This is a genomic window from Mesorhizobium sp. Cs1299R1N1, assembly GCF_037179655.1.
Taxonomy (GTDB): Bacteria; Pseudomonadota; Alphaproteobacteria; order Rhizobiales; family Rhizobiaceae; genus Mesorhizobium; species Mesorhizobium salmacidum.
Genome location: NZ_JAPYKR010000002.1, coordinates 41,462 through 64,178, shown reverse-complemented (window position 1 = coordinate 64,178; position 22,717 = coordinate 41,462). Strand labels below are relative to the sequence as shown.

Here is a 22,717-nt window from a genome sequence, read left to right as displayed (position 1 = left end):
CTTCACCTCCCCCTCGATGGGAGGTCGCGGCGAAGCCGCAGGTGGGGGTGACCTGCACAGACGGCCGAGCAGCCCCCACCCCGACGCTGCGCGTCGAGCCTCCCCACGAGGGGGAGGGTAGGAGAGATCACCGTCCGCCGATGACGCCGATATAATCCGACACCCAGCGATAATAGGGCACGCACTGGTCGTTCTGGGTGACGCATTTCGAGACCGGCGTCTTCCAGAACTTGATCTTGTCGAAATTGTCGTAGCCGTTGGTCTTGCAGCCTTCCTCGCCGAGCAGCTCGTTGCCCTTGCAGGCGGCGGGCACGACCGGCAGCGAGCCGAACCAGGCGGAGACATCGCCCTGCACCTTCGGCGCCAGCGAATGCTCGAGCCACATGTAGGCGCAGTTCGGGTGCGCCGCGTCGGCTTCCATCATGGTGGTGTCGGCCCAGCCGGTGACGCCTTCTTCCGGTACGGTCGAGGCGACCGGCTTCTTGGCGGCGACCAGCGTGTTGACCTGATAGGGCCACGAGCCCGAAGCAACCACGCCTTCATTCTGGAAATCGTCGACCTGGATGGCGGCATCATGCCAGTAGCGGCCAACCAGCGTGCGCTGGACGCGCAGCAATTCGAGCGCCGCCTTGTACTGGTCCTCGTTCAATTCATATGGGTCCTTGATGCCGAGTTCCGGCTTGTGGAACATCAGGTAGTTGGCGGCGTCGGCGATGTGGATCGGTCCGTCATAGGCCTGGACGCGGCCCTTGTTGGATTTGCCGTCCGGCAGCTTCATCTCCTCGAAGACGACGTTCCAGCTCTTCGGCGCTTCCTTGAACACCTCGGTGTTGTACATCAGGATGTTCGGGCCCCACTGATAGGGCACGCCGTAATGAACGCCGCCGACAGTAAACCAGGGCGCGTCCTTCAGCCGGTCGTCGACCGTTTTCCAGCCCGGGATGAGATCGGTGTTGATCGGCTGCACGCGCTTGCCGGCGACGAGGCGCAGCGAGGCATCGCCCGACGCAGTGACGAGGTCGAAGCCGCCCTCGTTCATCAGCGACACCATCTCATCCGAGGTGTTGGCGGTCTTGACGTTGACTTTGCAGCCGCTCTCCTTCTCGAAGGCGCTCACCCAGTCATAGCCCTTGTCGGTCTCGCCGCGCTCGATATAGCCCGGCCAGGCAACGATGTTGACCTCGCCCTCGCCCTTGCCGAGTTCCTTGACCTGGGCGATGGCCTGACCGGAGAAGGTCAGCGCGACCGTCAACGCAGTGCACGACTTCAGGAATGAATTCATCGTCGACTCCCATTTTGGCGCGTGACCCTGAAACCGCTCCGGTTTTCGCTGGATCACGCGCGGACTGAAAAACTTGTCAGCTCGTCCGTTGGACTTGACGCCGCTCTGATGGCAGCTTGTGTCCCTGAAACGGAAGGTGCTTTGAAAATTCCGGTTTCGCAAATTCATTTATCAGAAGGCCGATATCGGTTTTTCCGATAGCTCTATCACAGACGCTGGCGCACCATCCGCTGCGACTGGGCAAGGCCGATGAAGTCGCGCGCCGCGGCGGCCAGGCCGGAGCCTCGCCGCCAGACCATGCCGACCTGCACCACCGGCAAGGAGCCCGAAATGTCGCGCGATTCGATGCGGTCGCCTTCCAGCGACCAGGGCCGGTAGACAAGGTCGGGGAGCAGTGCCACGCCGGCGCCGGTGGCGACCAGGCTGCGCACGGCTTCCACGGAACGGGTGCGGAAGGCGACATGCGGCCTGGCGCCGATCGCCGTCAGCAGCTTGCCGGTGTTCTCCTCGATCTCGTCGACGGTCAGCATGATCAGCGGTTCGGAGGCGATATCGCCGATGCCGATAATGTCGGCGCCAGCCAAGGGATGGCCGAGCGGCAGCCACAGCCGGTAGGCCGAGACTTCGAGGATTTCCGATTGCAGGGCAGTGCGGTCGCGCAAATTGGAGGTGACCATGACGGCAATGTCGAGCTTGCCACCGATCAGCAGGTGTTCGAGGTAGTCGCCATTGTCCTCTATGGCCGAGACCTCGACGCCCGGATAGGCGCGGCGGTAGCGTGAGAGCAGATCCGACAGCACATAGCCGGCGACCAGCGAGGTGACGCCGAGTTGCAGCCGCCCGCCCGCCACGGCCTGTTCGCCGGAAAAAGAGCGGCGCGCGTCGGACACGTCAGCGAGAATCTTTGTCGCATGACGCAGGAACTGGTGCCCCTTGTGGGTGATGTTGAGGCCGCGCGGATGGCGCTCGAACAGTTCGACGCCAAGATCGCTTTCAAGTTCCTTGATCGCCTCGGTGACCGACGATTGCGAAATGGAGAGGTTTTGCGCCGCGCGCGACACCGTACCTTGCTCGGCAACGGCGATGAAGAACTGCAACTGGCGGATGGTGAAGGCCATGGGCCGACTAAACACCGGCAGGCAAGCGAAGGAAAGCCGGCTGCGAAGCTTATCCCGTGACCGGAGATTGGTGCGGCGCGGTCAGCCGAGCATCAGCCTGATGCGGCGTCGCCATGTCGGACCATAGCGCAACGCAAGCATGAAGGCCGTCTCAAGCGCCACGACGATGACGATGATGCGCAGGCCAACCGCGAAGGAATCCTGGCCACTGCCGCGCATGAAGTAACCGGTCAGGAGAAAGCCCGCATTCCATATGGTGGCGCCAAGCAGTGTCGCGGCCGCGAAGGGCAAGGCAGGCAGGTAAAGCGCGCCAGCAGCGATCGGCAGGTAGTTGCGCACGGTCGGGATGAACTGTGCCAGCAAGGACACCCTGACATGATTGCGGCGATAGGCCTGGCCAAGCTTGCGATAGGTTTCGGGGCGCAGGAAGACATATCTGCCGGCTCGTCCGATCAGCCTGTCGGCACGGTCGAAGCCGATCCGGCGGCCGACCGCATACCAGACAAGGCAGCCGGCGAAGGAGGCGGAAGTCGTCACCGCCAGCAGGATCGCCAGCGTCGCATGGTCAGGCGCCGCCGTCATACCGAGGAACAGCAGCAACACATGCGAGGGCGGAATCGGCAGGATCTTTTCGGTGAAGGCGAGGCAGAAGACGCCGAACAGGCCGAAGCCGAGAATGACCGACAACGGTCCCGTCATGCGAAGCGCCAGTCATATGTTTCTGACGTCTTGATCCTGGCGATGCGATAGACAATCGCCGGCGGGAAGTTGCGAAAGGTATGGCCAACCCGCGTGACCTCGAGATCGAGCCTGTCGAGCAGCGACTGGTCGAACGGGCAGCGCCGTCCAAGCGTGAACTGATAGAGCGCTCCGCCCGGGCGAAGGTTCGCGAAAACACCTTCGAGAATGGCGAGCGTCCTGCGCGGCGAGATCAGCCGGAAAGGCAAGCCGCTGACGGCGGCACCAATCACCGGCCGGTGAAAGAGCGACAGATGGCGCAGACCGACAGCATCCATCTCGAATATCCGGGCGGCCGAAAAGCGACGCTTGAGCAGTGCGGCAAAATCCGGATCGGATTCGATCAGCGTCAAATCTTCCTCCTTAACCCCGCGCGACAGCAGCGCTCGCGTGAACGGGCCGGTTCCTGGACCGAGCTCCAGCACGGGACCCGTCTCGGGTCCGATGTCGCGCGTCATCAATGCCGCCAGGCTGGAGCTGGACGGCGTGACGGACCCGACCCTGAACGGCGCCACGGTCCACGCCACGAGGAAAGACAGAGCATCATTTGCAGGCATGGTAACCTCAATCCCGGACAACAGCACGCCAGATTGTGTGGCCAACTGATTCGTTTCAGCGCCATTTCGTTTCAACGTCGGGCCCGACCTGTTGCATATTCGGGCCCGACGCCTTCACGCCGGCATGGGCGATTCGTGCCGACCGGTGCTGTTTGCCGCGACTGGGTTGCATAGACATTGCGCGATCTCGCGAAGGCAAAGAAAGCGTTTGTCGACCCGGGCCGTTCGGCTTTGCCATGTTTGCGCAATGTTGGCGCGGTAGCGCCAGAAGCTGCTGCTGGAGAATTGTCGATGCGAATCTTGCTGGTCGAGGACGAGCCTGAAATGGTCTCTGCGTTGCGTGCCGCGCTGAAGCGCCACGACATGGTGGTCGATCACGCCGGTTCGCTCATCGAGGCGGAAGGCTTCGTTGCCGCCGACAGCTACGACGCGATCCTGCTCGACCGCCAGTTGCCGGATGGCGACGGGTTGTCGCTGGTGCCCAGATTGCGTTCGGCCAAGAACACCACGCCAGTGCTGATGCTGACGGCGAGAGGCGACACATCGGACAAGGTCGATGGGCTGGATATGGGCGCGGACGACTATCTGGCGAAACCATTCGCCTTCGAGGAACTGCTGGCTCGCCTGCGCGCGCTGCTCAGGCGCCCGGCGCCGATGCAGTCGCAATTCATCCGTGCCGGCGATCTGGTGCTCGATGTCGGACATCGCGAAGCGTCGATCCGTGCCGAACCGCTCAGCCTGCCGCGCCGCGAACTCCTGGTGCTGGAGGCGCTGATGCGGCGCACCGGCCGCATGGTGCAACGCGAGGTGCTGATGGAGGCGGTGTTCGGCCTCGATGACGAGATCCAGTCCAACGCCCTCGACACCCATGTCTCGCGCCTGCGCCGCAAGCTCGCCGATGCCGATGCCGGCGTGACCATCAACGGCATTCGCGGCGTCGGCTATCTCCTGCGCGAGACGACATGAGCGCCAAGCAATGAGCCTCAAGCGCCCGCGTTCACTGAAATGGAGCCTGGTGCTGCGCATCGCCTTGCTGCAATGCGCGATGCTGACGCTGATCATCGTCGGCATTCTCGTCGCATTGCTCGCCACCGGGCTCATTCCGCACGATTATGAGGACGGCACAATGGACGTGCTGGCGGATGCGGTGGCGCGTGACGCAGGCGGGAAGCTCGTCCTGCGCGAGACCTCGGACCTGACGAAGCTGCGATCCGAGGTCCCCGATCTCTGGTTCATCATCCGAGACAAGCAGGGCCAGCGGCTGCAGGAGGGCACCATGCCGCCCATCTTCCAGCCTTTCGCCGGATTGCTGGACACTATCAGCGACGCCCGTATCGACCACGCAATCGGGCAAACCGCGCCGCCGGAGGGGAAGATTCGCTGGACCGATACGGCGGCCGGCAATGTCCAGATCTTCACCGGCACCAAGGGCGGGCTTTCGCTGTTGCGCCTGCTCGACCAGGCGCCGCAATTCTTCCTGCAAGGCATATTGCCGCTCGCCGGGCTGATGGCGCTGGCCACGCTGTTCGCTACGCCCTGGGTGGTGCGTGGCGCCCTTGCGGGCCTAGGCCATGCAGCCGCCGAGGCTGAGCGCATCGACATCGACCAGCGGGGTGTCCAGCTGCCGCTGAAGGACGTCCCGACAGAGGTGACACCGCTGGTCAAGGCGGTGAATGCGGCCCTTGCGCGGCTCGACAAGGGCTATGAGCGCCACAAACGTTTCCTCACCGACGCCGCCCATGAGCTCAGGACACCGGTCGCCATCCTCAACACGCGCCTCGCCTCGCTGCCGGCGACACCGGAACGGGCACGGCTGCTGCAGGATGCAGCACGGCTCTCGACGCTGACCGACCAGTTGCTCGACCTGCAGCGTCTCGACCGGCAGACATCGCCTTTCGAAAAGGTCGATCTCGTGGCGACTGCGCGAGGCGTCATCGTCGACCTCGCGCCGATGGCATTCTCGGCCGGATACGAGATGTCGTTCGAGCCGGAGAGGGACACGCTTTTTGCCACCGGCGACCGCACCGCGATCGAACGTGCGGTGACCAACATCGTGCAGAACGCCATCGAGCATGGCGGCCGCGCCGGCAAAATCACCGTCAGCGTCACAACGCCCGCCATCATTGAGGTGCGGGACGAAGGCGACGGCGTGCCGCCGGGGGAGCGGGAGCGCATCTTCGAACCCTTCTACCGATTGCGCCCGCAGGATCATGGCGCCGGGCTTGGCCTCAACCTCGTGCAGGAGATCATGCATCTTCATGGCGGGCGCATCGAAATCCTTGACGGCAAGCCCAACGGCGCCTGCTTCAGGATGAGTTTTCGCGCGTTGGCGGCATAGTATCGCCGCGAGTTCCCAAGGACGCTGGCGATGACATCAGTCGATGACAGACAGCAAACGACGATTCCGGCGTCTATGCCGCCGGAGACGCGGCACGCCTGATGCACACCATCGCCTTTGGCTAAATTCCCGCGTCGCCGCCGGCAATGCTGAGCCGCGCGCCGGCCTGTGCGAGGGCGGCGGCAATGTCATGCGGCGGCGCGCGATCGGTGGCGAGTTCGGAAAAGCCGTCGAAGCCGCAGACCTGAACCAGGCCCTGGCGGCCGAACTTCGTGTGGTCGGTGACGACGAGCGAGCGCTGGCCGCGCGACAGCACCATGCGGGCGAATTCCGCCTCGTCCAGATCAAAGTCCATGACACCCGTCACCGCATCCACGGCGCCGGTGGAAATGATGGCGTGGCTGACCGAGAAGCGGCTGACGAACTCGATCGCCGACGTCCCGAACGCGGCTCCTGAATCGCTGCGCAGCTCGCCGCCGGCCATATAGACCTTGTTGCCGTTGATGGTGGCCAGCGTGCGGGCGATATCAGACGAGTTGGTGACGACCGTCAGGCGCCGGTGGCCGAGCAGTTCGCGCGCCAGGAACGAAGTCGTGGTGCCGGTGTCGAGCATGATCGATTCGCCGTCGCGGATGGTGGCGGCAACCATGCGCGCGATGACGCGCTTGGCGTCGGCATGCTCGCGCATGCGCCGTTCGAACGGCGCTTCGCCGATCATCGACGGCAGGCCAATGGCGCCATGCATCTTCAGAACCGAGCCGTCGCCGGTGAGCGGCTTGACGTCCCGCCGCACGGTTTCGAGGGAAACGCCCAACCGGTCGGCCAGGCTGGCGATGGTGACGGTTCCCTCTTCCTGCAGCAGCCGCAGGATCTCGCCATGCCGTTTCGAGTGGATCATATGCGCGCGCCCCCGGAATTTGCCCGTTTCCAAGGCATTCCTAACGCTTTTTAAGGAATTGCCCATGCTTTCGGGCAAAATACCCAAAAAAAGTCACAACTTTTTATTGACAGAAGAGCAACCCTGGCGTGAAATCCAACCTCAACAGGGGTTCGGAGCTGCAGCGGGAGGATGATTGGCAGAGCCGCAACTCATTGACCAGGCAGCCTGCAATGTGTCTGGCGCAAGGAATTTTCGGATCCGCGGGGGCGGATGCCGGGCTCAAAAACCTGGCCAAGGGGCTCGTCGGTGCGGTGCGGGATACCGATCCTGGCGTCCCGCACCGACGAGATTGTTTGCGTCTCTCCCCGCCGTCGTTGCGCTGCCCGTGGCGCCTTGGCGAAACCCGGCAAACCAGCCCAGCAAACCAGGGATGATCCCGTGATTGCCGAAGACCGCATCCGCGCCCTGCCCTGCTGGACGGGCGCCATCGAGATCGCGCCGCTGCCCGGCGGCTTGAGCAACGCGAATTATGTCGTCACCGACACGGCCGGCAAACATGTCGTGCGCTTCGGCCAGGATTATCCGTTCCACCATGTCTTTCGCGAACGCGAGGTGATGACCGCGCGGGCGGCTCACGCCGCCGGCTTCGCGCCGGCGGTCCACTATGCCGAACCAGGAATCCTGGTGACGGCGTTTCTTGGCGCCAAAACCTATCTGGCCGAGGACGTGCGCGCCAATCTCGGCCGCGTCGCGGCGCTGATGCGCGGCTTCCATCGGGAGATGCCCAACCATATCTCCGGCGCCGGCTTCATGTTCTGGGTGTTCCACGTCATCCGCGACTACGCGCGCACGCTTGAAGAAGGCGACAGCCGCAAGCGTGGTGACCTACCGCGCTTTCTGGCGCTGGCCGACGAACTGGAGCGCGCCCAGAAATTGCTGCCGATCGTCTTTGGCCACAATGATCTTCTGCCTGCCAATATTCTCGACGACGGCAGCAGGCTGTGGCTGATCGATTTCGAATATGCCGGCTTCAACACGGCGATGTTCGACCTCGCCGGCGTCGCTTCGAACGCGGGCATGAGCGATGAGGAATCCTTCGCCTTCCTGACCGCCTATTTCATGAAGGAACCGGATGAGGCGATCCGCCGCTCGCACGCTGCCATGCAATGCGCCTCGCTGCTGCGCGAAGCGATGTGGAGCATGGTGTCGGAACTCTATCTCGACGCGCCCGGCATCGACTACGTCGCCTATACCGAGGAAAATCTGGTGAGGCTCGACGCGGCGCTGGAAAGCTACCGGACAAAATACGGGATCCTGAAATCATGACCTTGCCTAGCCAGGCCGCGATCGTCGTCATCGGCGGCGGCATCATCGGCTGTTCGACGGCCTATCATCTGGCGCGCGACCACAAGGCCGACGTGGTGCTGCTCGAACAGGGCAAGCTGACCTCGGGCTCGACCTGGCATGCGGCCGGCCTGGTCGGACAATTGCGCTCGTCGGCCTCGATCACGCGGGTACTGAAATACTCCGTCGACCTCTACAAGGGGCTGGAAGCCGAGACTGGGCTCGCCACCGGCTGGAAAATGACCGGCTGCCTCAGGCTCGCCACCAATGCCGACCGCTGGACCGAGTACAAAAGGCTGGCGACGACGGCGAGAAGCTTCGGCATGGACATGCAGCTTCTGTCGCCCGCGGAGGTCAAGGCGATGTGGCCGCTGATGGAGACCGGCGATCTGGTCGGCGCGTCCTGGCTGCCGACCGACGGCCAGGCGAGCCCTTCCGACATCACGCAGTCGCTGGCCAAGGGCGCGCGCATGCATGGCGCCAAGCTCTACGAGGGGGTGTGTGTCACCGGCTTCGAGATGAAGGGCGACCGCATCACGGCGGTGAAGACCAATCAAGGCGACATTGCCTGTGACAAGGTGGTGAACTGCGCTGGGCAATGGGCGCGGCAGGTCGGCGCCATGGCCGGCATCAACGTGCCGCTGCAGCCGGTGAAGCACCAGTACATCATCACCGAGAAAATCGCGGGGCTGGCGACCGACGCGCCGACGCTGCGCGACCCCGATCGGCGCACCTATTTCAAGGAAGAGGTCGGCGGGCTGGTGATGGGCGGCTATGAGCCGAACCCGCAGGCCTGGACAACCGGTCTCCCCGGAGGCGACGTGCCCGACGACTGGGAGTTCCGGCTGTTCGACGACGATTACGATCATTTCGAGCAGCACATGGCTCAGGCGATCGCGCGCGTGCCGGCGCTGGAGACGGTCGGCGTCAAGCAGATGATCAACGGGCCGGAAAGCTTCACGCCCGACGGCAATTTCATCCTCGGCGTGGCGCCCGAATGCGCCAACATGTTCGTCGGTGCCGGCTTCAACGCCTTCGGTATCGCCTCGGGCGGCGGCGCCGGCTGGGTGCTGGCGCAATGGGTGGTCGACGGCGAGGCGCCGCTCGACCTGTGGGTGGTCGACATTAGGCGCTTTTCCAACCTGCACCGCGACCGGCAATGGGTGTGCGAGCGCACGCTGGAAGCCTATGGCAAGCACTACACGATCGGCTTCCCGCACGAGGAGTACGTCAGCGGCCGGCCGCGCATCGTCTCGCCGCTGTATGAGCGGTTGAAGCAGCAACGCGCCGTGTTCGGCTCGAAGCTCGGTTGGGAGCGGCCGAACTGGTTCGCGCCGAACGGCGTCGAGCCAAAGGACCTCTATTCGATGGGCCGGCAGAACTGGTTTGCCGCCGTCGGCGACGAGCACCGGCACGTGCGCGAGCATGTCGGCATCTTCGACCAGTCGTCCTTCGCCAAATATGAGCTGAGCGGCCCCGACGCGGCCAAGGCCCTTGACTGGATCTGCGCCAACGACGTCAGCAAGCCGGTCGGCCGGCTGACCTACACGCAACTCCTCAATACGCGCGGCGGCATCGAGGCCGACCTGACCGTGTCGCGGCTGGCCGAGGAAAAATTCTACATCGTCACCGGCACCGGTTTCCGCACCCATGACGCCTCGTGGATCAGCGACCATATTGGCGGAGGCCTTGATGCCCAGCTCGCCGATGTCACCGAGGATTTCGGCACGCTGTCGCTGATGGGGCCGCGCGCCCGCGATGTGCTTTCGGCCGTGACCAATGCGGATGTGTCGAATGCCGGCTTCCCGTTCGGCCATGCGCGGGAAATCGTCATCGCGGGTCACACGGTCCGGGCGCTGCGTGTCACCTATGTCGGCGAACTGGGCTGGGAGCTGCATGTGCCGATCGCCGCCACCGGCGAAGTCTTCGACGCGCTGATGGTGGCCGGCGGGAAGCACGACATCCGGCCGATCGGCTACCGCGCGCTGGAATCGCTGCGGCTGGAAAAGGGCTATCGCGCCTGGGGCTCCGACATCACGCCCAATGACACACCGCTGGAGGCCGGGCTGGGCTGGGCGGTCAAGCTGCGCAAGAACACTGACTTCGTCGGACGACGCGCACTTGAGAAAGTTGGCGGCGCGTCCCTGACGAAGCGCTTTGCCGGCTTCACGGTCGACGATCCGGAAACCGTGCTGCTCGGCCGCGAGACCATACTGCGCGATGGCGAGCCGGTCGGTTATCTCACAAGCGGCGGCTATGGCTACACGGTCGGCAAGAACATCGGTTACGGCTATGTGCGCAACGCCGAGGGGGTGAACGATGATTTCCTCGCCTCGGGCAGCTATGAACTGGTGGTGGCAATGCAGCGGACGCCGGCTCAAATCTGTCTTGAGCCGCTATACGACCCGGCAATGAAGCGCGTGAAGGCTTAACTCACGCGCAAAGCGAGGCCACGGCTGGGGACGGTATCGGCCTCGCCAGGCATCGAGACGTAGGGACGTGTTTCCTCAATGCGGACGACTGGGCCTTGCGTCTCGAGTTCGGCGATGCGCGCGGCAAAACCCTGATCCCACAATGTATTCTTGACCGTCAGCACGATCACTCCGCCCGGCCGGCAGATGCGGATCAGTTCGTCCAAGCCGTCAGCGCCGACATGACCCGAGGTGAACACACCGGCCGAGATGATGCCGGCATAGGTGTCGTTGGCAAAAGGCAGGTCACCGCCGAGTGCCAGGCAATGCAGCGCCGAATAGACGCCCTTGCGCGCGGCCTGATCCAGCATGCCCTGTGAGATGTCGAGCGCCTCGACCTGGGGATAGCCGGCAATATCGAGCCATTCGCCGATCAGCCCGGTACCTGCCCCGGCGTCGAGCAGCGGGGCTGAACCGCGCGGCAGATGGCGGGCCAGCAAGGCAAGGCAGATGGTCGGGTGGCGGTAGCCGGCGGCCGACATGTCGGCGTCGTAGGTCTGCGACCAGCGGTCATAGAGTGCCGCCACCTCTTCCGGGCGCTTGGCCGCGTAGGCCTCGCCGAGCGCGCCTTGATGTTTGCTGTCCGTCACGTGTCGACCAATCCCTCGTCTTGCCGGGATGATAGCCAAACGGCGAAAATTGTGGAACCGTTGTCGCAAAGAAATAGCGCGTGGGGACGCAGGCATGGTGACAGACGAGGCGCGGGCAAAACTTGCCGCCATTCCGGTGCTGGCCGGCTACACCGGGCCGCTGGAACGGCTCGGCGGCCTGACCAACCTCGTCTTCAAAGCCGGCGATTACTGCCTGCGCATTCCAGGCAAAGGCACCGAGGAATACATCAACCGCGCCAACGAAGCGGTGGCGGCGCGCGAGGCGGCAAAGGCCGGCGTCAGTCCCGAGGTGCTGCATGCCGATGCCGCCACGGGCCTGATGGTGACGCGCTACATCGCCGATGCCGAGACGATGTCGCCGGAGAAATTCAGGGAGCGGCAGGGCAGTCCGGCCCGGGCGGCCGAGGCCTTCCACAAGCTGCACGCGTCCGGCGCGGTGTTCCCCTTCCGCTTCGAGCTGTTTTCGATGATCGACGACTATCTCAAGGTGCTGTCGACCAGGGATGTCGCCCTGCCCGCCGGCTATCATGACGTGGTGCGCGCGGCCGGCAGCGTGCGCTCGGCCCTGGCCGTCCACGCCTTGCCCCTCGTCGCCTGCCATTGCGATCCGCTGTGCGAAAATTTTCTCGATACGGGCGAGCGGATGTGGATCGTCGACTGGGAATATTCCGGGATGAACGACCCCCTCTGGGATCTCGGCGATCTCAGCGTCGAAGGCAAGTTCGACGCGGCCCAGGACGAGGAGTTGATGCGCGCCTATTTCGGTGGCGAGGCGAAGCCGGCGGAGCGCGGCCGCGTCGTCATCTACAAGGCGATGTGCGACCTGTTGTGGACGCTGTGGGGGCTGATCCAGCTCGCCAACAACAATCCGGCCGACGATTTCCGCGCCTATGCGGACGGCCGCTTCGCACGCTGCAAGGCGCTCATGGAGACAGAGGAATTTTTGCGGCACCTTGCTGCGGTACGCCAGGGCTAAAGCGCGGCATTGGACACCCGAAATCCGGGCCCTACAGCATGTCGCGGCGAACAGAATGCGCCGCGACATGCTGTAGGCTTCTGGTTTTATGCATGTCGTTGTCCCGGAACCGAGGACACTTCCGGGCGACATGCATTAGTTCACACCCTTCGGCACGTTCTCCGGCGGCACCGTGGTGTCGACCACTTTCTGGCGATGGAAGATGAACAGACCGGCCAGAACGATGATGCCGGAGCCGATCAGGATGCGCGGGCCGGGAACGTCGCCGAAGAACACCAGCCCGAACACTACCGCCCACAGGAGCAGCGTGTAATGCAGCGGCGCCAGCGTCGAGGCCGGTGCCAGTTTCAGCGCCCGTGTGATCATCAGATGCGCGCCGCAGGAGACGATGCCGAGCAGCAGCATGGCGCCGAAATCAAGAGCCGACGGCGTCTGCCAGGCACCGATGGTCAGCACGCCGCCAACCAACAGCGTGCCGATCGTCTGCCATGTCACCAGATTGGTGTCGCTGGTGCCGCGCAGGCGCCGGTTGAGGATGATGGCGAAGGCGAAGGCAAGGCTGCCGATAAGCGCGAAACCCGACGACAGCGAAAACGCGGCAGAGGACGGTTTCAGCATGATCACCACGCCGCAGAAGCCAAGCAGGATCGCCACCCAGCGGCGCCAGCCGACCTTTTCGCCAAGCAGGAAATGCGATAGCGCCGCCACGTAGATCGGGCCGGCCATGTAAAAGCTCATCACATCGGCAAGCGGCAGAAAGACGACGGCGGCGTAGAACAAAGCGGTGTCCAGCGTCGTCGCCACCACGCGCAGGACCTGCAGCCCGGGCCGTTCCATCTGGAACAGTCTGCCAGCGCCCTGGTTGGCGATCATCGGGCCGAGCACGATGAAGGCGCCGATAGAGCGGATCAGCACCACCTGGGCGACGGAAAAGCTGGTGACCAGCCATTTGCCCATCGCGTCGTTCAGCGCAAACAGAAAGTCGCCCGCCAGCATCAGCAGGATGCCGGCCAGAAGCACATTCCTGATCATCGAATTGGGGACGGCGGGCTCAACCATGCCCGGCTCCTAGACTCAAGCGCCAACTTTGACGAGTGGGAATCGAAGAAACGGTAAGACCAGCCGCGGGAATCGGCTGTATCTACCCGGATTTGTGCCGCCGGTTCACCTGCGACGGCCTGCCGGAGATCGAAAGCCTGGTATCCTGCCTTGTCCGCTCCGCCACCACCTTGCCCCTGGCGATGACGCAGATGCGCTCGGCGCGCAGGCGCAGGGCCTCGATCGGATTGCCGGCATCGAGGATCACCAGGCTGGCGCGCTTGCCCACGCCGAGGCCGAGATGATCGAGGCCCATGATCGCGGCGTTGACGTTGGTGACCATGTCGAAGCAGCGCGCCATGTCGGCGGGGCTCGACATCTGGGCGACATGCAGGCCCATGAAGGCGACGTCGAGCATGTCGGCGGTGCCCAGCGAATACCAGGGATCGAGCACGCAATCCTGACCCCAGCCGACACGGATGCCCAGTGCCTGCATTTCCTTGACCCGCGTCATGCCACGCCGCTTCGGGAACGTGTCGTGACGGCCCTGCAGCATGATGTTGATCAGCGGGTTGGGGATCGCCGAAACCCCGGCCTCTGCGATCAGCGGCAGAAGCTTCGAGACGTAGTAATTGTCCATCGAATGCATGGAGGTAAGGTGCGAACCGGCCACCCTGCCCTGCAGGCCGAGGCGCTGCGTTTCATAGGCCAATTGCTCGACGTGACGCGACAGCGGGTCATCTGTCTCGTCGCAATGCAGGTCGACCATGAGGCCGCGTTTCGCCGCGATCTCGCACAATTCGCTCACCGAGCGCGTGCCGTCGGCCATGGTGCGCTCGAAATGCGGAATGCCGCCGACGATGTCGACCCCCATGTCCAGCGCGCGCATGGTATTTTGGCGCGCCGTCGGCGAGCGATAGAACCCGTCCTGCGGGAAGGCCACCAACTGCAGATCGATATAGGGGGCGACGGTCTTCTTGACCTCCAGCAGCGCCTCGACCGCCAGCAGCCTGTCGTCGCAGACATCGACATGGGTGCGGATGGCCAGCAGCCCCATCGACACCGCCCAGTCGCAATAGGCGAGCGCGCGATCGCGCACAGCTTCGTGCGTCAGGAGCGGCTTCAGTTCGCCCCACAGCGCAATGCCCTCGAGCAGCGTGCCCGATGCGTTGATGCGCGGAAAACCATAGGAGAGTGTGGCGTCCATATGGAAATGCGGATCGACGAAGGGCGGCGACACCAGATTGCCACGGGCGTCGACCTCTGTCCGCGCGGAACCCTCGAGCTTCGGCTCGATCGCAGCGATCGTCTCGCCGCTGATGCCGATGTCGGCAATGCCGCCATCCGGCAGCGTGCCGCCTCGAACGATTAGGTCGAAATCCATCTCTCATCATCCCGCTTGAAGAATCACAGTTGCATCGTGTCTCAAAAGACTGCCTGCCGCAGCGGTTTCTTTCCATGGCGGCAAAGGTTCCCTCCGGCGGCAACTCCCTCTATAAGCCGCCTTCGTCGTCCCGGCATCAAGGATCAGCCGTTGTTCCGCTTCTTCCGCTCGACGGAAAACCAGCGCCTCGTCGCAAGGCTGCTCCGGGAATCGTTCCGGCAGCACAGGGCCGGCTACGCCGCCGCCATCCTGTCGATGCTGGTGGTGGCCGGCATGACGGCCGCCAGCGCCTGGATCCTGCGCGAAATCACCAATGAATTCGTGATCGACAAAAGGGTCGATCGCGTCAACATGATTGCCGTGGCGGTCGCCGCGATCTTCATCGTCAAGGGCATCGCCAACTTCGTCCAGGCCTACTTCATGAGCCGGGTCGGCAACGCCATCATCGCCGAACGGCAACGCAAGATCTACGACCGCATCCTGGCGCAAGGCATCGAATTCTACCACTCGACCTCGTCGTCCGACCTGATCACCCGCATGACCAACAATGCCCAGGCGGCGCGCAACGTGCTCGACCTCATCGTCACCTCCTATGTGCGCGACCTGGTGACGCTGGCTGCCTTGATTGGGGTCATGGTTTGGCAGCAGCCGGCGCTGTCGCTGATCTGCTTCGTCGTCGGTCCGCTGGCCATCTATGGCGTCAACCGCATCCTGAAGCGTGTGCGCAAGTTCGCCGCCATGGAGTTCCGCTCGGTCGGCCAGATCGTCCAGGTGATGCAGGAAACCGCGATCGGCGTACGCGTGGTCAAATCCTTCAACCTCGAAGGCCTGATGCGCAAGCGCATGTACAGGGCGGTGTCCGATGTCGAGGACCGGGCCAACAACATCGCCGCGCTGGAAGCGGTGACCAATCCGGTGATGGAAACGCTGGCCGGCCTGGCGATCGCCGGCGCCGTCATGGTCAGCGGCTTACTGGTTCTGAAGGGCGGCCAGATGCCTGGCAACATCATGGCCTTCATCGCGGCGCTGCTGCTTGCCTATGAACCGGCAAAGCGCCTCGCGCGCGTTCGTATTTCCCTGGAAAGCGGCATTGTCGGCGTGCGCATGATGTTCCAGTTGGCCGACGAGCCTCTGACATTGGCCGAGAAGCCGGATGCAAGGCCGCTTCATGCCGGACCTGGCGAGATCCGGTTCGACGCCGTCAGCTTCGCCTATCAGAATGGCCCGCCGGTGCTGGACCGGTTCGACCTGACCCTTGCGGCCGGCAAGATGACGGCGCTGGTCGGCCCCTCCGGCGGCGGTAAGTCGACGATCCTGAACCTCATCATGCGCCTATATGACCCGAGGAGCGGCAGGGTGCTGCTTGACGGCCAGGACATCTCCCACGTCACGCTCGCCTCGCTCAGGGAAAAAATCGCCTATGTCAGCCAGGACACGTTCCTGTTTGCCGGCACGATCATGCACAACATCCGGCTTGGGCGCGAGGGCGCGACCGACGACGAGGTGATCGCCGCGGCCAAGGCGGCCAACGCGCATGACTTCATCATCGCGCAGGCGAAAGGCTACGAGACGGATGTCGGCGAGAATGGCGGCCTTTTGTCGGGCGGCCAGCGCCAGCGCATCTCGATCGCCCGCGCCATGCTGCGCAATGCCGAAATCCTGCTGCTGGACGAAGCGACCAGCGCGCTCGACGCCGAATCCGAGGCGCTGTTCCGCGATGCGCTGCAACAGCTGACGGAGGGGCGCACCACGATCGTCATCGCCCACCGCCTGTCGACCGTGCACCAGGCCGACACGATCGTGGTGCTGGAAGCCGGCAAGATGGTGGAAAGCGGCCCGCACAAGACCCTGCTGGGGCAAGGCGGGCTTTACCAGAAGCTTTATGAATATCAGTTGATGCCGTGAGGTTTTTTCCTTCTCCCCTTGTTGTGGGAGAAGGTGGGTCGGCGCGTAGCGCCGAGACGGTTGAGGGGTGGGTGACGGAGTGCCGTCGGCGCCAAGCTGGAGCACCCCTCATCCTACCTCGCTTCGCGAGGCCACCTTCTCCCACAACAAGGGGAGAAGGAAGAACCGCCCTTACTCCGGCACGTGCCTCACGGCCCCCTTGTCGGCGCTGGTGGCGAAGGCAGCGTAGGCGCGCAGCGCGGTCGTCACCTTGCGCTTGCGCTTTTCCTGCGGCTTCCAGGCGTCAGCGCCCTTGGCCTCCATGGCCGCCCGGCGCGCATCGAGTTCCGCGTCGTCCACGGCGAGGCGGATGGTGCGGTTCGGGATATCGATCTCGATCGTATCGCCCTCCTGCACCAGCCCGATCAGCCCGCCTTCCGCCGCTTCAGGCGAAGCATGGCCGATGGACAGGCCCGAGGTGCCGCCGGAGAAGCGGCCATCGGTGACCAGCGCGCAGGCCTTGCCCAGGCCCTTCGACTTCAGATAGCTGGTCGGATAGAGCATTTCCTGCATGCCGGGGCCGCCGCGCGGTCCCTCATAGCGGATGACGACGACATCGCCAGCCTTGATCTCATTGGCAAGGATCGCCTTGACCGAAGCGTCCTGGCTCTCGAAGACGCGCGCCGGACCGGTGAATTTCAGGATCGACTCGTCGACACCGGCCGTCTTGACGATGCAGCCGTCGAGCGCCAGATTGCCTTTCAGCACGGCAAGGCCGCCATCTTTCGAGAAAGGCGTCTTCGCCGAGCGGATGACGCCGGTCTCGCGGTTCGTGTCGAGCTCGTCCCAGCGGCGGTCCTGGCTGAAGGCGACCTGTGTCGGCACGCCGCCGGGAGCGGCGAGGAAAAAGTCGCGCACACTCTGGCTCGAGGTGCGCGAAATATCCCAATGGTCGAGCGCTTCGCCGAGGCTGGCGGTGTGCACGGTCGGCAGATCGCGATTGATCAGTCCGGCCTCGTCGAGCTGGCCGAGGATGGCCATGATGCCGCCGGCGCGATGGACGTCTTCCATGTGCACGTCGGACTTGGCCGGCGCCACCTTGCAAAGGACAGGCACCCGCCGCGACAGCCGGTCGATGTCCTCCATGGTGAAGTCGACCTCACCCTCGTGCGCCGCCGCCAGGATGTGCAGCACCGTGTTGGTCGAGCCACCCATGGCGATGTCGAGCGTCATGGCGTTCTCGAACGCACCCTTGGAAGCGATGCTGCGCGGCAATGCGCTCTCGTCATCCTGCTCGTAGTAGCGCTGGGCGAGATCGACGACGAGATGGCCGGCCTCGACGAACAGACGCTTGCGGTCGGCATGTGTGGCCAACGTCGAGCCGTTGCCGGGCAGCGACAGGCCGAGCGCCTCGGTCAGGCAGTTCATCGAGTTGGCGGTGAACATGCCCGAGCAGGAGCCGCAAGTCGGGCAGGCCGAGCGCTCGATGACCTTGACGTCCTCGTCGGAGATCTTGTCGTCGGCAGCGGCCACCATGGCATCGACCAGGTCGAGCGCCTGCGTCTTGCCGGCCAGCACGACCTTGCCGGCTTCCATCGGCCCGCCGGAGACGAAGACGGTCGGGATGTTGAGGCGCAGCGAGGCCATCAGCATGCCGGGGGTGATCTTGTCGCAGTTGGAGATGCAGACCATGGCGTCGGCGCAGTGCGCGTTGACCATGTATTCGACGGAATCGGCGATCAGCTCGCGTGACGGCAGCGAATAGAGCATGCCGTCATGACCCATGGCGATGCCGTCATCGACGGCGATGGTGTTGAATTCCTTGGCGACACCGCCGGCCTTCTCGATCTCGCGCGCGACCAGCTGACCGAGGTCCTTCAGATGGACGTGGCCTGGCACGAACTGGGTGAAGGAATTCACCACCGCGATGATCGGCTTGCCGAAATCACTATCCTTCATGCCGGTGGCGCGCCACAGGCCGCGGGCGCCGGCCATGTTGCGGCCATGGGTGGTGGTGCGGGAACGGTAGGCGGGCATGTTTTTTCCTTGGTGGCTGGCCGCGCCGGGCGCGGCGGCGCTGAATTTTGATCGCAGGGGTTATAGACGCGCAAGTATGGTCTGGCCACAATTTTGCAATGCGCCAGATTCTCCAGGAAAATTCGATGTCATTGTCGGATCTGGCGTCTCACGGCCGTCCTTGGGCAGACGGCAAGAAATGGCGCCAAATCCTGGAGTCGGCCGTTTCATTGTGGCAGCAAGAAGCAACCGAGGAGCACGACATGCAAAAGATCACCACCTTCCTGTGGTTCGACGACCAGGCCGAAGAGGCCATGAACCATTACGTATCCATCTTCAAGAATTCGAAGGTGCTGAGCGTCACGCGCTGGCCGCAGGGCCATGCTTCGGAAGGCAAAGTGCTGGTGGCATCGTTCGAGCTCGACGGCGTGCAGTTCCAAGCGCTCAATGGCGGCCCGCAATACAAGTTCACGGAGGCCATGTCGCTCTCGATCGACTGCAAGACCCAGGACGAGGTCGATCATTTCTGGAGCAAACTCACCGAAGGCGGCGGCGAGCCCGGCCGATGCAGCTGGCTGAAGGACAAGTTCGGTGTTTCCTGGCAGGTCGTGCCGGAGCAACTGCCGCGACTGCTTCAGGACCCCGACAGGGCCAAGGCCGGCCGGGTGATGTCGGCGATGATGCAGATGGGCAAGATCGATATCGCCAAACTGGAGGCGGCGGCGAAAGGGTGATCGTAAAGTGAGTAGCGAGTAGTGAGTAGTGGCTCACTACTCACTACTCGCTAGAATCACGCCGCCTTGTCGCGGACCTGATAATCCTTGATCGTGGCGAAGCGGATCGCTTTCCAGCGCTCGGCCTCGTAGTTCAGCGAGAAGGCGTGCTGGGCGAGGAAGACCGGGTCGTTGTCGAGGTCGCGGGCGATGTCACCGCGATGCGCCTCGATGAAGCGAAGCACCTCGGCCTTGTCGTCGGCCGAGATCCAGCGGCAGACCGAAAAGCGCGACATTTCGAATTCGACGGGCAGCGTGTATTCGAAATTCAGACGCTCTTTCAGCACGTCGAGCTGCAGGGCGCCGACGACGCCGACAATGGCCGGTGAGCCGTCCTCTGGCGAGAACAGCTGCACGACGCCTTCCTCGGCCATCTGGTGCAGCGCTTCCTTGAGTTTTTTCGCTTTCATCGCGTCGCCGAGGCGGACACGACGCAGGATTTCGGGGGCGAAGTTCGGCACGCCGCGAAACAGGATTTCCTCGCCCTCGGTCAGGGTGTCGCCGATGCGCAGCGTGCCGTGGTTGGGGATGCCGACGACATCGCCGGCGAAGGCTTCGTCGGCGGTGACGCGGGTGCGGGCGAAGAAGAATTGCGGCGCCGAGAGGCTCATCGGCTTTCCCGTGCGCACCAGCTTGGCCTTCATGCCGCGCTCGAGCTTGCCCGAGCAGACGCGCACGAAGGCGATGCGGTCGCGGTGGTTGGGATCCATGTTGGCCTGTATCTTGAAGACGAAGGAGGTCATTTTTTCCTCCGTCGCCTCGATGGTGCGGGTGTCGGCCTCCTGCGCGCGCGGTGGCGGGCCAAAGGCGCCAAGCGCCTCGATCAGGTCGCGCACGCCATAATTGCGCAGCGCCGAGCCGAAATAGACCGGCGTCAGATGGCCCTCGCGAAAAGCGTCGATGTCGAGCGGGCGGCAGGCTTCGCGCGCGAGTTCCAGTTCCTCGATGAAGGCCTCGCGCTCGTTTTCCGGCAGCAGGCCGGCAACGCGGTTGGAATCGGGACCGTTGACCGGCGTGCGTTCCTTCTCGTCGTCGCCCTTGCGCACGGCGTTCAGCGCCAGGTGATAGGTGCCGGAAAAAGTCTTGCCACGGCCAATCGGCCAGGTGATGGGCGCGGTGTCCAGCGCCAGCTTCTGCTCGATCTCGTCCAAAATCTCGAACGGATCGCGGCTTTCACGGTCCATCTTGTTGACGAAGGTGATGATCGGGATGTCGCGCAGCCGGCAGACCTCGAACAGCTTCAGCGTGCGCGGCTCGATGCCCTTGGCGGCGTCGATGACCATGACGGCCGAGTCGACCGCCGACAGCGTGCGATAGGTGTCGTCGGCGAAATCCTCGTGGCCCGGCGTGTCGAGCAGGTTGAAGACATTGTCCTCATATTCGAACGTCATCACCGAGGTGACGACCGAAATGCCGCGCTCGCGCTCGATCTTCATCCAGTCGGAACGCGTCTGGATGCGGTCCTTCTTGGCCTTGACCTCGCCGGCAAGCTGGATGGCGCCACCGAACAGCAGCAGCTTTTCGGTCAGCGTCGTCTTGCCGGCGTCGGGATGGGCGATGATCGCGAAAGTGCGGCGGCGCGCCACTTCCTCTGGAATAATTTCGGGCATTCTCTTGGGATTTCCGTGTGACAGGCCGGGCTTCTAGCAGCGCAGCGCCGGGCTGTCGACCGGTCCGGCGGCGTGAACGCCGCCGGTTGCATGGCTTGCTTCAGGCGGGTTCGTTCATGCGGCCCGCCTGAACGACCCCCGGAAGCCAGCCGGCGATAGCGCTGCCGATCGTGTCGGCATGATCCTCCTGCAGGTAGTGCGCGCCAGGCCCGAGATCGATGAAACGGCAGTTCTTCAAGTTGGCCGCGAATTCGCGTGCGGCCTGCGGTGAGATAAGCGCGCCTGGATCGCCGGCGAACAGCAATTTCGGATAGGTGGACAGCCGCAGCGCCCGATGGTCGTGTTCGCTGATGGCGGCGACGTCGGCGGGCTGGCCCTCGATCGGCAATTCCCGGGGCAAACGCAGCACCGGCCTGCGCGATCGCGGCGTCGGGAACGGCGCCCGGTAGACGGCCATCTCTTCGTCGCTCATTGTGCGCAGCACCGAGGCCGGCAGCAATTTTTCGACGAAGACATTGTCTTCCAGGACCAGCTTCTCGCCGACATCGGGCGTACGCAACGCCTTGAACATTTCGCGAGCTTGCGGACGCTGGTGAAAGTCCTCCCAACGCTCGAAGGGCCGGATGAACTCCATGAAGGCGAGGCCGAGGACGCGGCGCGGCCACCGCGCCGCGAGATGGAAGGCCAGGGCAGTGCCCCAATCCTGGGCGACCAGAACCATGTCCCTGATGTCGAGCGCGTCGAGAAAGGCGTCGAGGTAGCGGACCTGGTCGAAGAAGCGATAGTCGATATCGGGCTTGCCGGATTGGCCATAGCCGATCAGGTCGGGCGCGATACAGCGCCCGAACGGCGCCACGTGCGGGATGATGTTGCGCCAGATATGCGACGAGGTCGGATTGCCATGCAGGAACAGCACAGTCGGACCGGACGCGCCGGCCTCGACAAAGGACATGGTCGAATCGAGGACGGCGATTTGCGAACGTCTCGGTGCGGCGACGCCCGCCTGAGGCATGTCGGCTTTCGAAGTCATGGGATCGGCTCCTTTCCAAAGACTGTGCTGAAGATGATCTTCTTGAACCGCTCGAGCGGCTCGGGGCTACGCTCGACTTTCATACGCAGCATGGCGCCTTGCCAGGACGACAGCAGGAAGTCGGCAAGGTCCTCGGCGTCGAAGACTCTCGTGATGTCACCGGTCGCCTGGCCTTCGGCGATGCAGGCCGCGAAGGGCTGACGCCAGCGCTCGAAGATAGCGACCAGTCGCAGGCGCAGCGGTTCGCTGTGCACGGCGGTCTCAAGACTGAGATTGCCGATCATGCAGCCGCGCGCCCAATCATGCGCTTCAAGCTTCGAGGTGATGAGATCGAGATAACGGCGCAGCCTCCCGACAGGCGGGGTCCCATCCCGCGCCAGCGCCGTTTCGATCAGTCCGCTGACATAGGCGAAATAGCGGTCGACCACTTCGCCAACAAATTCCTCCTTGGAGGCAAAATGGTTTGTGAAGGAGCCCGGCCGGGCGTCAGCCGCGGCGACGATGTCGCGCACGCCGGCGGCGGCATAGCCCGAGTCCCAGATGGTCTGGAAACCGGCGTCGAGGAGTTTTTCGCGGAGTGATTGTCTAGCCATGGCCATATAATACGTACGTACGTATTGATGTCAAGCCGCGTTTTTTATGGCATTCGATGTTGGCAAGCGGCGGG

General features: G+C 63.8%; 19 protein-coding genes. 7 read left to right on the top strand and 12 right to left on the bottom strand.

Features of this window, described 5'->3' with window-relative positions:
- Positions 1–127: 127 nt before the first annotated feature.
- From O7A70_RS03800 to O7A70_RS03785, 4 genes are all read right to left on the bottom strand, one after another.
- Positions 128–1,282 carry an ABC transporter substrate-binding protein gene (locus O7A70_RS03800; RefSeq protein WP_337139087.1) on the bottom strand — a complete coding sequence of 385 codons (1,155 nt, stop codon included), beginning with the start codon at positions 1,280–1,282 and terminating at the stop codon, positions 128–130.
- A gap of 206 nt (positions 1,283–1,488) precedes the next feature.
- Entirely contained in the window at positions 1,489–2,400 is a 912-nt protein-coding gene (locus tag O7A70_RS03795; protein WP_027142168.1) for a LysR substrate-binding domain-containing protein, read from the bottom strand.
- 81 nt (positions 2,401–2,481) lie between these two features.
- Complete coding sequence (locus O7A70_RS03790) at positions 2,482–3,099, bottom strand: DedA family protein (protein WP_337139085.1); 618 nt, start codon at positions 3,097–3,099, stop codon at positions 2,482–2,484.
- A complete protein-coding gene (locus O7A70_RS03785) occupies positions 3,096–3,695 on the bottom strand; it encodes a class I SAM-dependent methyltransferase (protein WP_337139084.1) in 600 nt (199 codons plus the stop codon). Before O7A70_RS03785 ends, O7A70_RS03790 begins: the two co-directional genes overlap by 4 nt.
- 291 nt (positions 3,696–3,986) lie before the next feature.
- Here O7A70_RS03785 and O7A70_RS03780 point away from each other — a divergent pair, with 291 nt between their 5' ends.
- Both O7A70_RS03780 and O7A70_RS03775 read left to right on the top strand, forming a co-directional pair.
- Positions 3,987–4,661 (top strand): response regulator transcription factor, encoded by a 675-nt coding sequence (locus O7A70_RS03780; protein ID WP_337139083.1) that lies wholly within the window; start codon positions 3,987–3,989, stop codon positions 4,659–4,661.
- Positions 4,662–4,671: 10 nt separating this feature from the next.
- Entirely contained in the window at positions 4,672–6,033 is a 1,362-nt protein-coding gene (locus O7A70_RS03775; RefSeq protein WP_337139082.1) for a sensor histidine kinase, read from the top strand.
- A gap of 121 nt (positions 6,034–6,154) precedes the next feature.
- On the opposite strand, the gene O7A70_RS03770 is transcribed toward O7A70_RS03775, so the two are convergent.
- Positions 6,155–6,931, bottom strand: coding sequence for a DeoR/GlpR family DNA-binding transcription regulator (locus O7A70_RS03770; RefSeq protein ID WP_337129245.1), 777 nt, complete (start codon positions 6,929–6,931; stop codon positions 6,155–6,157).
- Between the two features lie 420 nt (positions 6,932–7,351).
- Between O7A70_RS03770 and O7A70_RS03765 the strand changes: the two genes are divergently transcribed.
- Complete coding sequence (locus O7A70_RS03765) at positions 7,352–8,239, top strand: phosphotransferase family protein (protein WP_337106087.1); 888 nt, start codon at positions 7,352–7,354, stop codon at positions 8,237–8,239.
- The gene (locus O7A70_RS03760; protein ID WP_337139081.1) at positions 8,236–10,689 is read left to right on the top strand and encodes a GcvT family protein; all 2,454 of its coding nucleotides are present in this window, start codon (positions 8,236–8,238) and stop codon (positions 10,687–10,689) included. The genes O7A70_RS03765 and O7A70_RS03760 overlap by 4 nt, the downstream gene beginning before the upstream one ends.
- Here O7A70_RS03760 and O7A70_RS03755 read toward each other — a convergent pair.
- Positions 10,686–11,318 carry a class I SAM-dependent DNA methyltransferase gene (locus tag O7A70_RS03755; protein WP_337139080.1) on the bottom strand — a complete coding sequence of 211 codons (633 nt, stop codon included), beginning with the start codon at positions 11,316–11,318 and terminating at the stop codon, positions 10,686–10,688. The two genes, O7A70_RS03760 and O7A70_RS03755, sit on opposite strands and share 4 nt — an antisense overlap.
- 94 nt (positions 11,319–11,412) lie before the next feature.
- Between O7A70_RS03755 and O7A70_RS03750 the strand changes: the two genes are divergently transcribed.
- Positions 11,413–12,315, top strand: a complete 903-nt coding sequence (locus tag O7A70_RS03750) for a phosphotransferase family protein (protein ID WP_337139078.1) — start codon at positions 11,413–11,415, stop codon at positions 12,313–12,315.
- 135 nt (positions 12,316–12,450) lie between these two features.
- Here the strand turns inward: O7A70_RS03750 and O7A70_RS03745 are convergent, their stop codons facing one another.
- Together O7A70_RS03745 and O7A70_RS03740 are read right to left on the bottom strand one after the other, a co-directional pair.
- On the bottom strand, positions 12,451–13,374 hold the full coding sequence (locus tag O7A70_RS03745; protein ID WP_337139076.1) for a DMT family transporter: 924 nt from the start codon (positions 13,372–13,374) through the stop codon (positions 12,451–12,453).
- 82 nt (positions 13,375–13,456) lie between these two features.
- On the bottom strand, positions 13,457–14,737 hold the full coding sequence (locus O7A70_RS03740; protein ID WP_337139075.1) for an amidohydrolase family protein: 1,281 nt from the start codon (positions 14,735–14,737) through the stop codon (positions 13,457–13,459).
- A 150-nt stretch (positions 14,738–14,887) separates the two neighbouring features.
- On the opposite strand from O7A70_RS03740, the gene O7A70_RS03735 reads away from it, so the two are divergent.
- Entirely contained in the window at positions 14,888–16,642 is a 1,755-nt protein-coding gene (locus tag O7A70_RS03735; RefSeq protein ID WP_337139073.1) for an ABC transporter ATP-binding protein, read from the top strand.
- A gap of 171 nt (positions 16,643–16,813) precedes the next feature.
- Here the strand turns inward: O7A70_RS03735 and ilvD are convergent, their stop codons facing one another.
- Positions 16,814–18,658 carry a dihydroxy-acid dehydratase gene (gene ilvD / locus O7A70_RS03730; RefSeq protein WP_337139072.1) on the bottom strand — a complete coding sequence of 615 codons (1,845 nt, stop codon included), beginning with the start codon at positions 18,656–18,658 and terminating at the stop codon, positions 16,814–16,816.
- A gap of 242 nt (positions 18,659–18,900) precedes the next feature.
- On the opposite strand from ilvD, the gene O7A70_RS03725 reads away from it, so the two are divergent.
- Positions 18,901–19,371: a VOC family protein gene (locus O7A70_RS03725; protein WP_027142181.1), complete on the top strand. Its 471-nt coding sequence runs from the start codon at positions 18,901–18,903 to the stop codon at positions 19,369–19,371.
- 56 nt (positions 19,372–19,427) lie between these two features.
- Here the strand turns inward: O7A70_RS03725 and O7A70_RS03720 are convergent, their stop codons facing one another.
- The 3 genes from O7A70_RS03720 to O7A70_RS03710 form a co-directional block, all read right to left on the bottom strand.
- On the bottom strand, positions 19,428–21,020 hold the full coding sequence (locus O7A70_RS03720) for a peptide chain release factor 3 (RefSeq protein WP_140509158.1): 1,593 nt from the start codon (positions 21,018–21,020) through the stop codon (positions 19,428–19,430).
- A gap of 100 nt (positions 21,021–21,120) precedes the next feature.
- Positions 21,121–22,050, bottom strand: a complete 930-nt coding sequence (locus O7A70_RS03715) for a haloalkane dehalogenase (RefSeq protein WP_337139071.1) — start codon at positions 22,048–22,050, stop codon at positions 21,121–21,123.
- Positions 22,047–22,643, bottom strand: coding sequence for a TetR/AcrR family transcriptional regulator (locus tag O7A70_RS03710; protein WP_337139069.1), 597 nt, complete (start codon positions 22,641–22,643; stop codon positions 22,047–22,049). The genes O7A70_RS03715 and O7A70_RS03710 overlap by 4 nt, the downstream gene beginning before the upstream one ends.
- Positions 22,644–22,717: the final 74 nt, after the last annotated feature.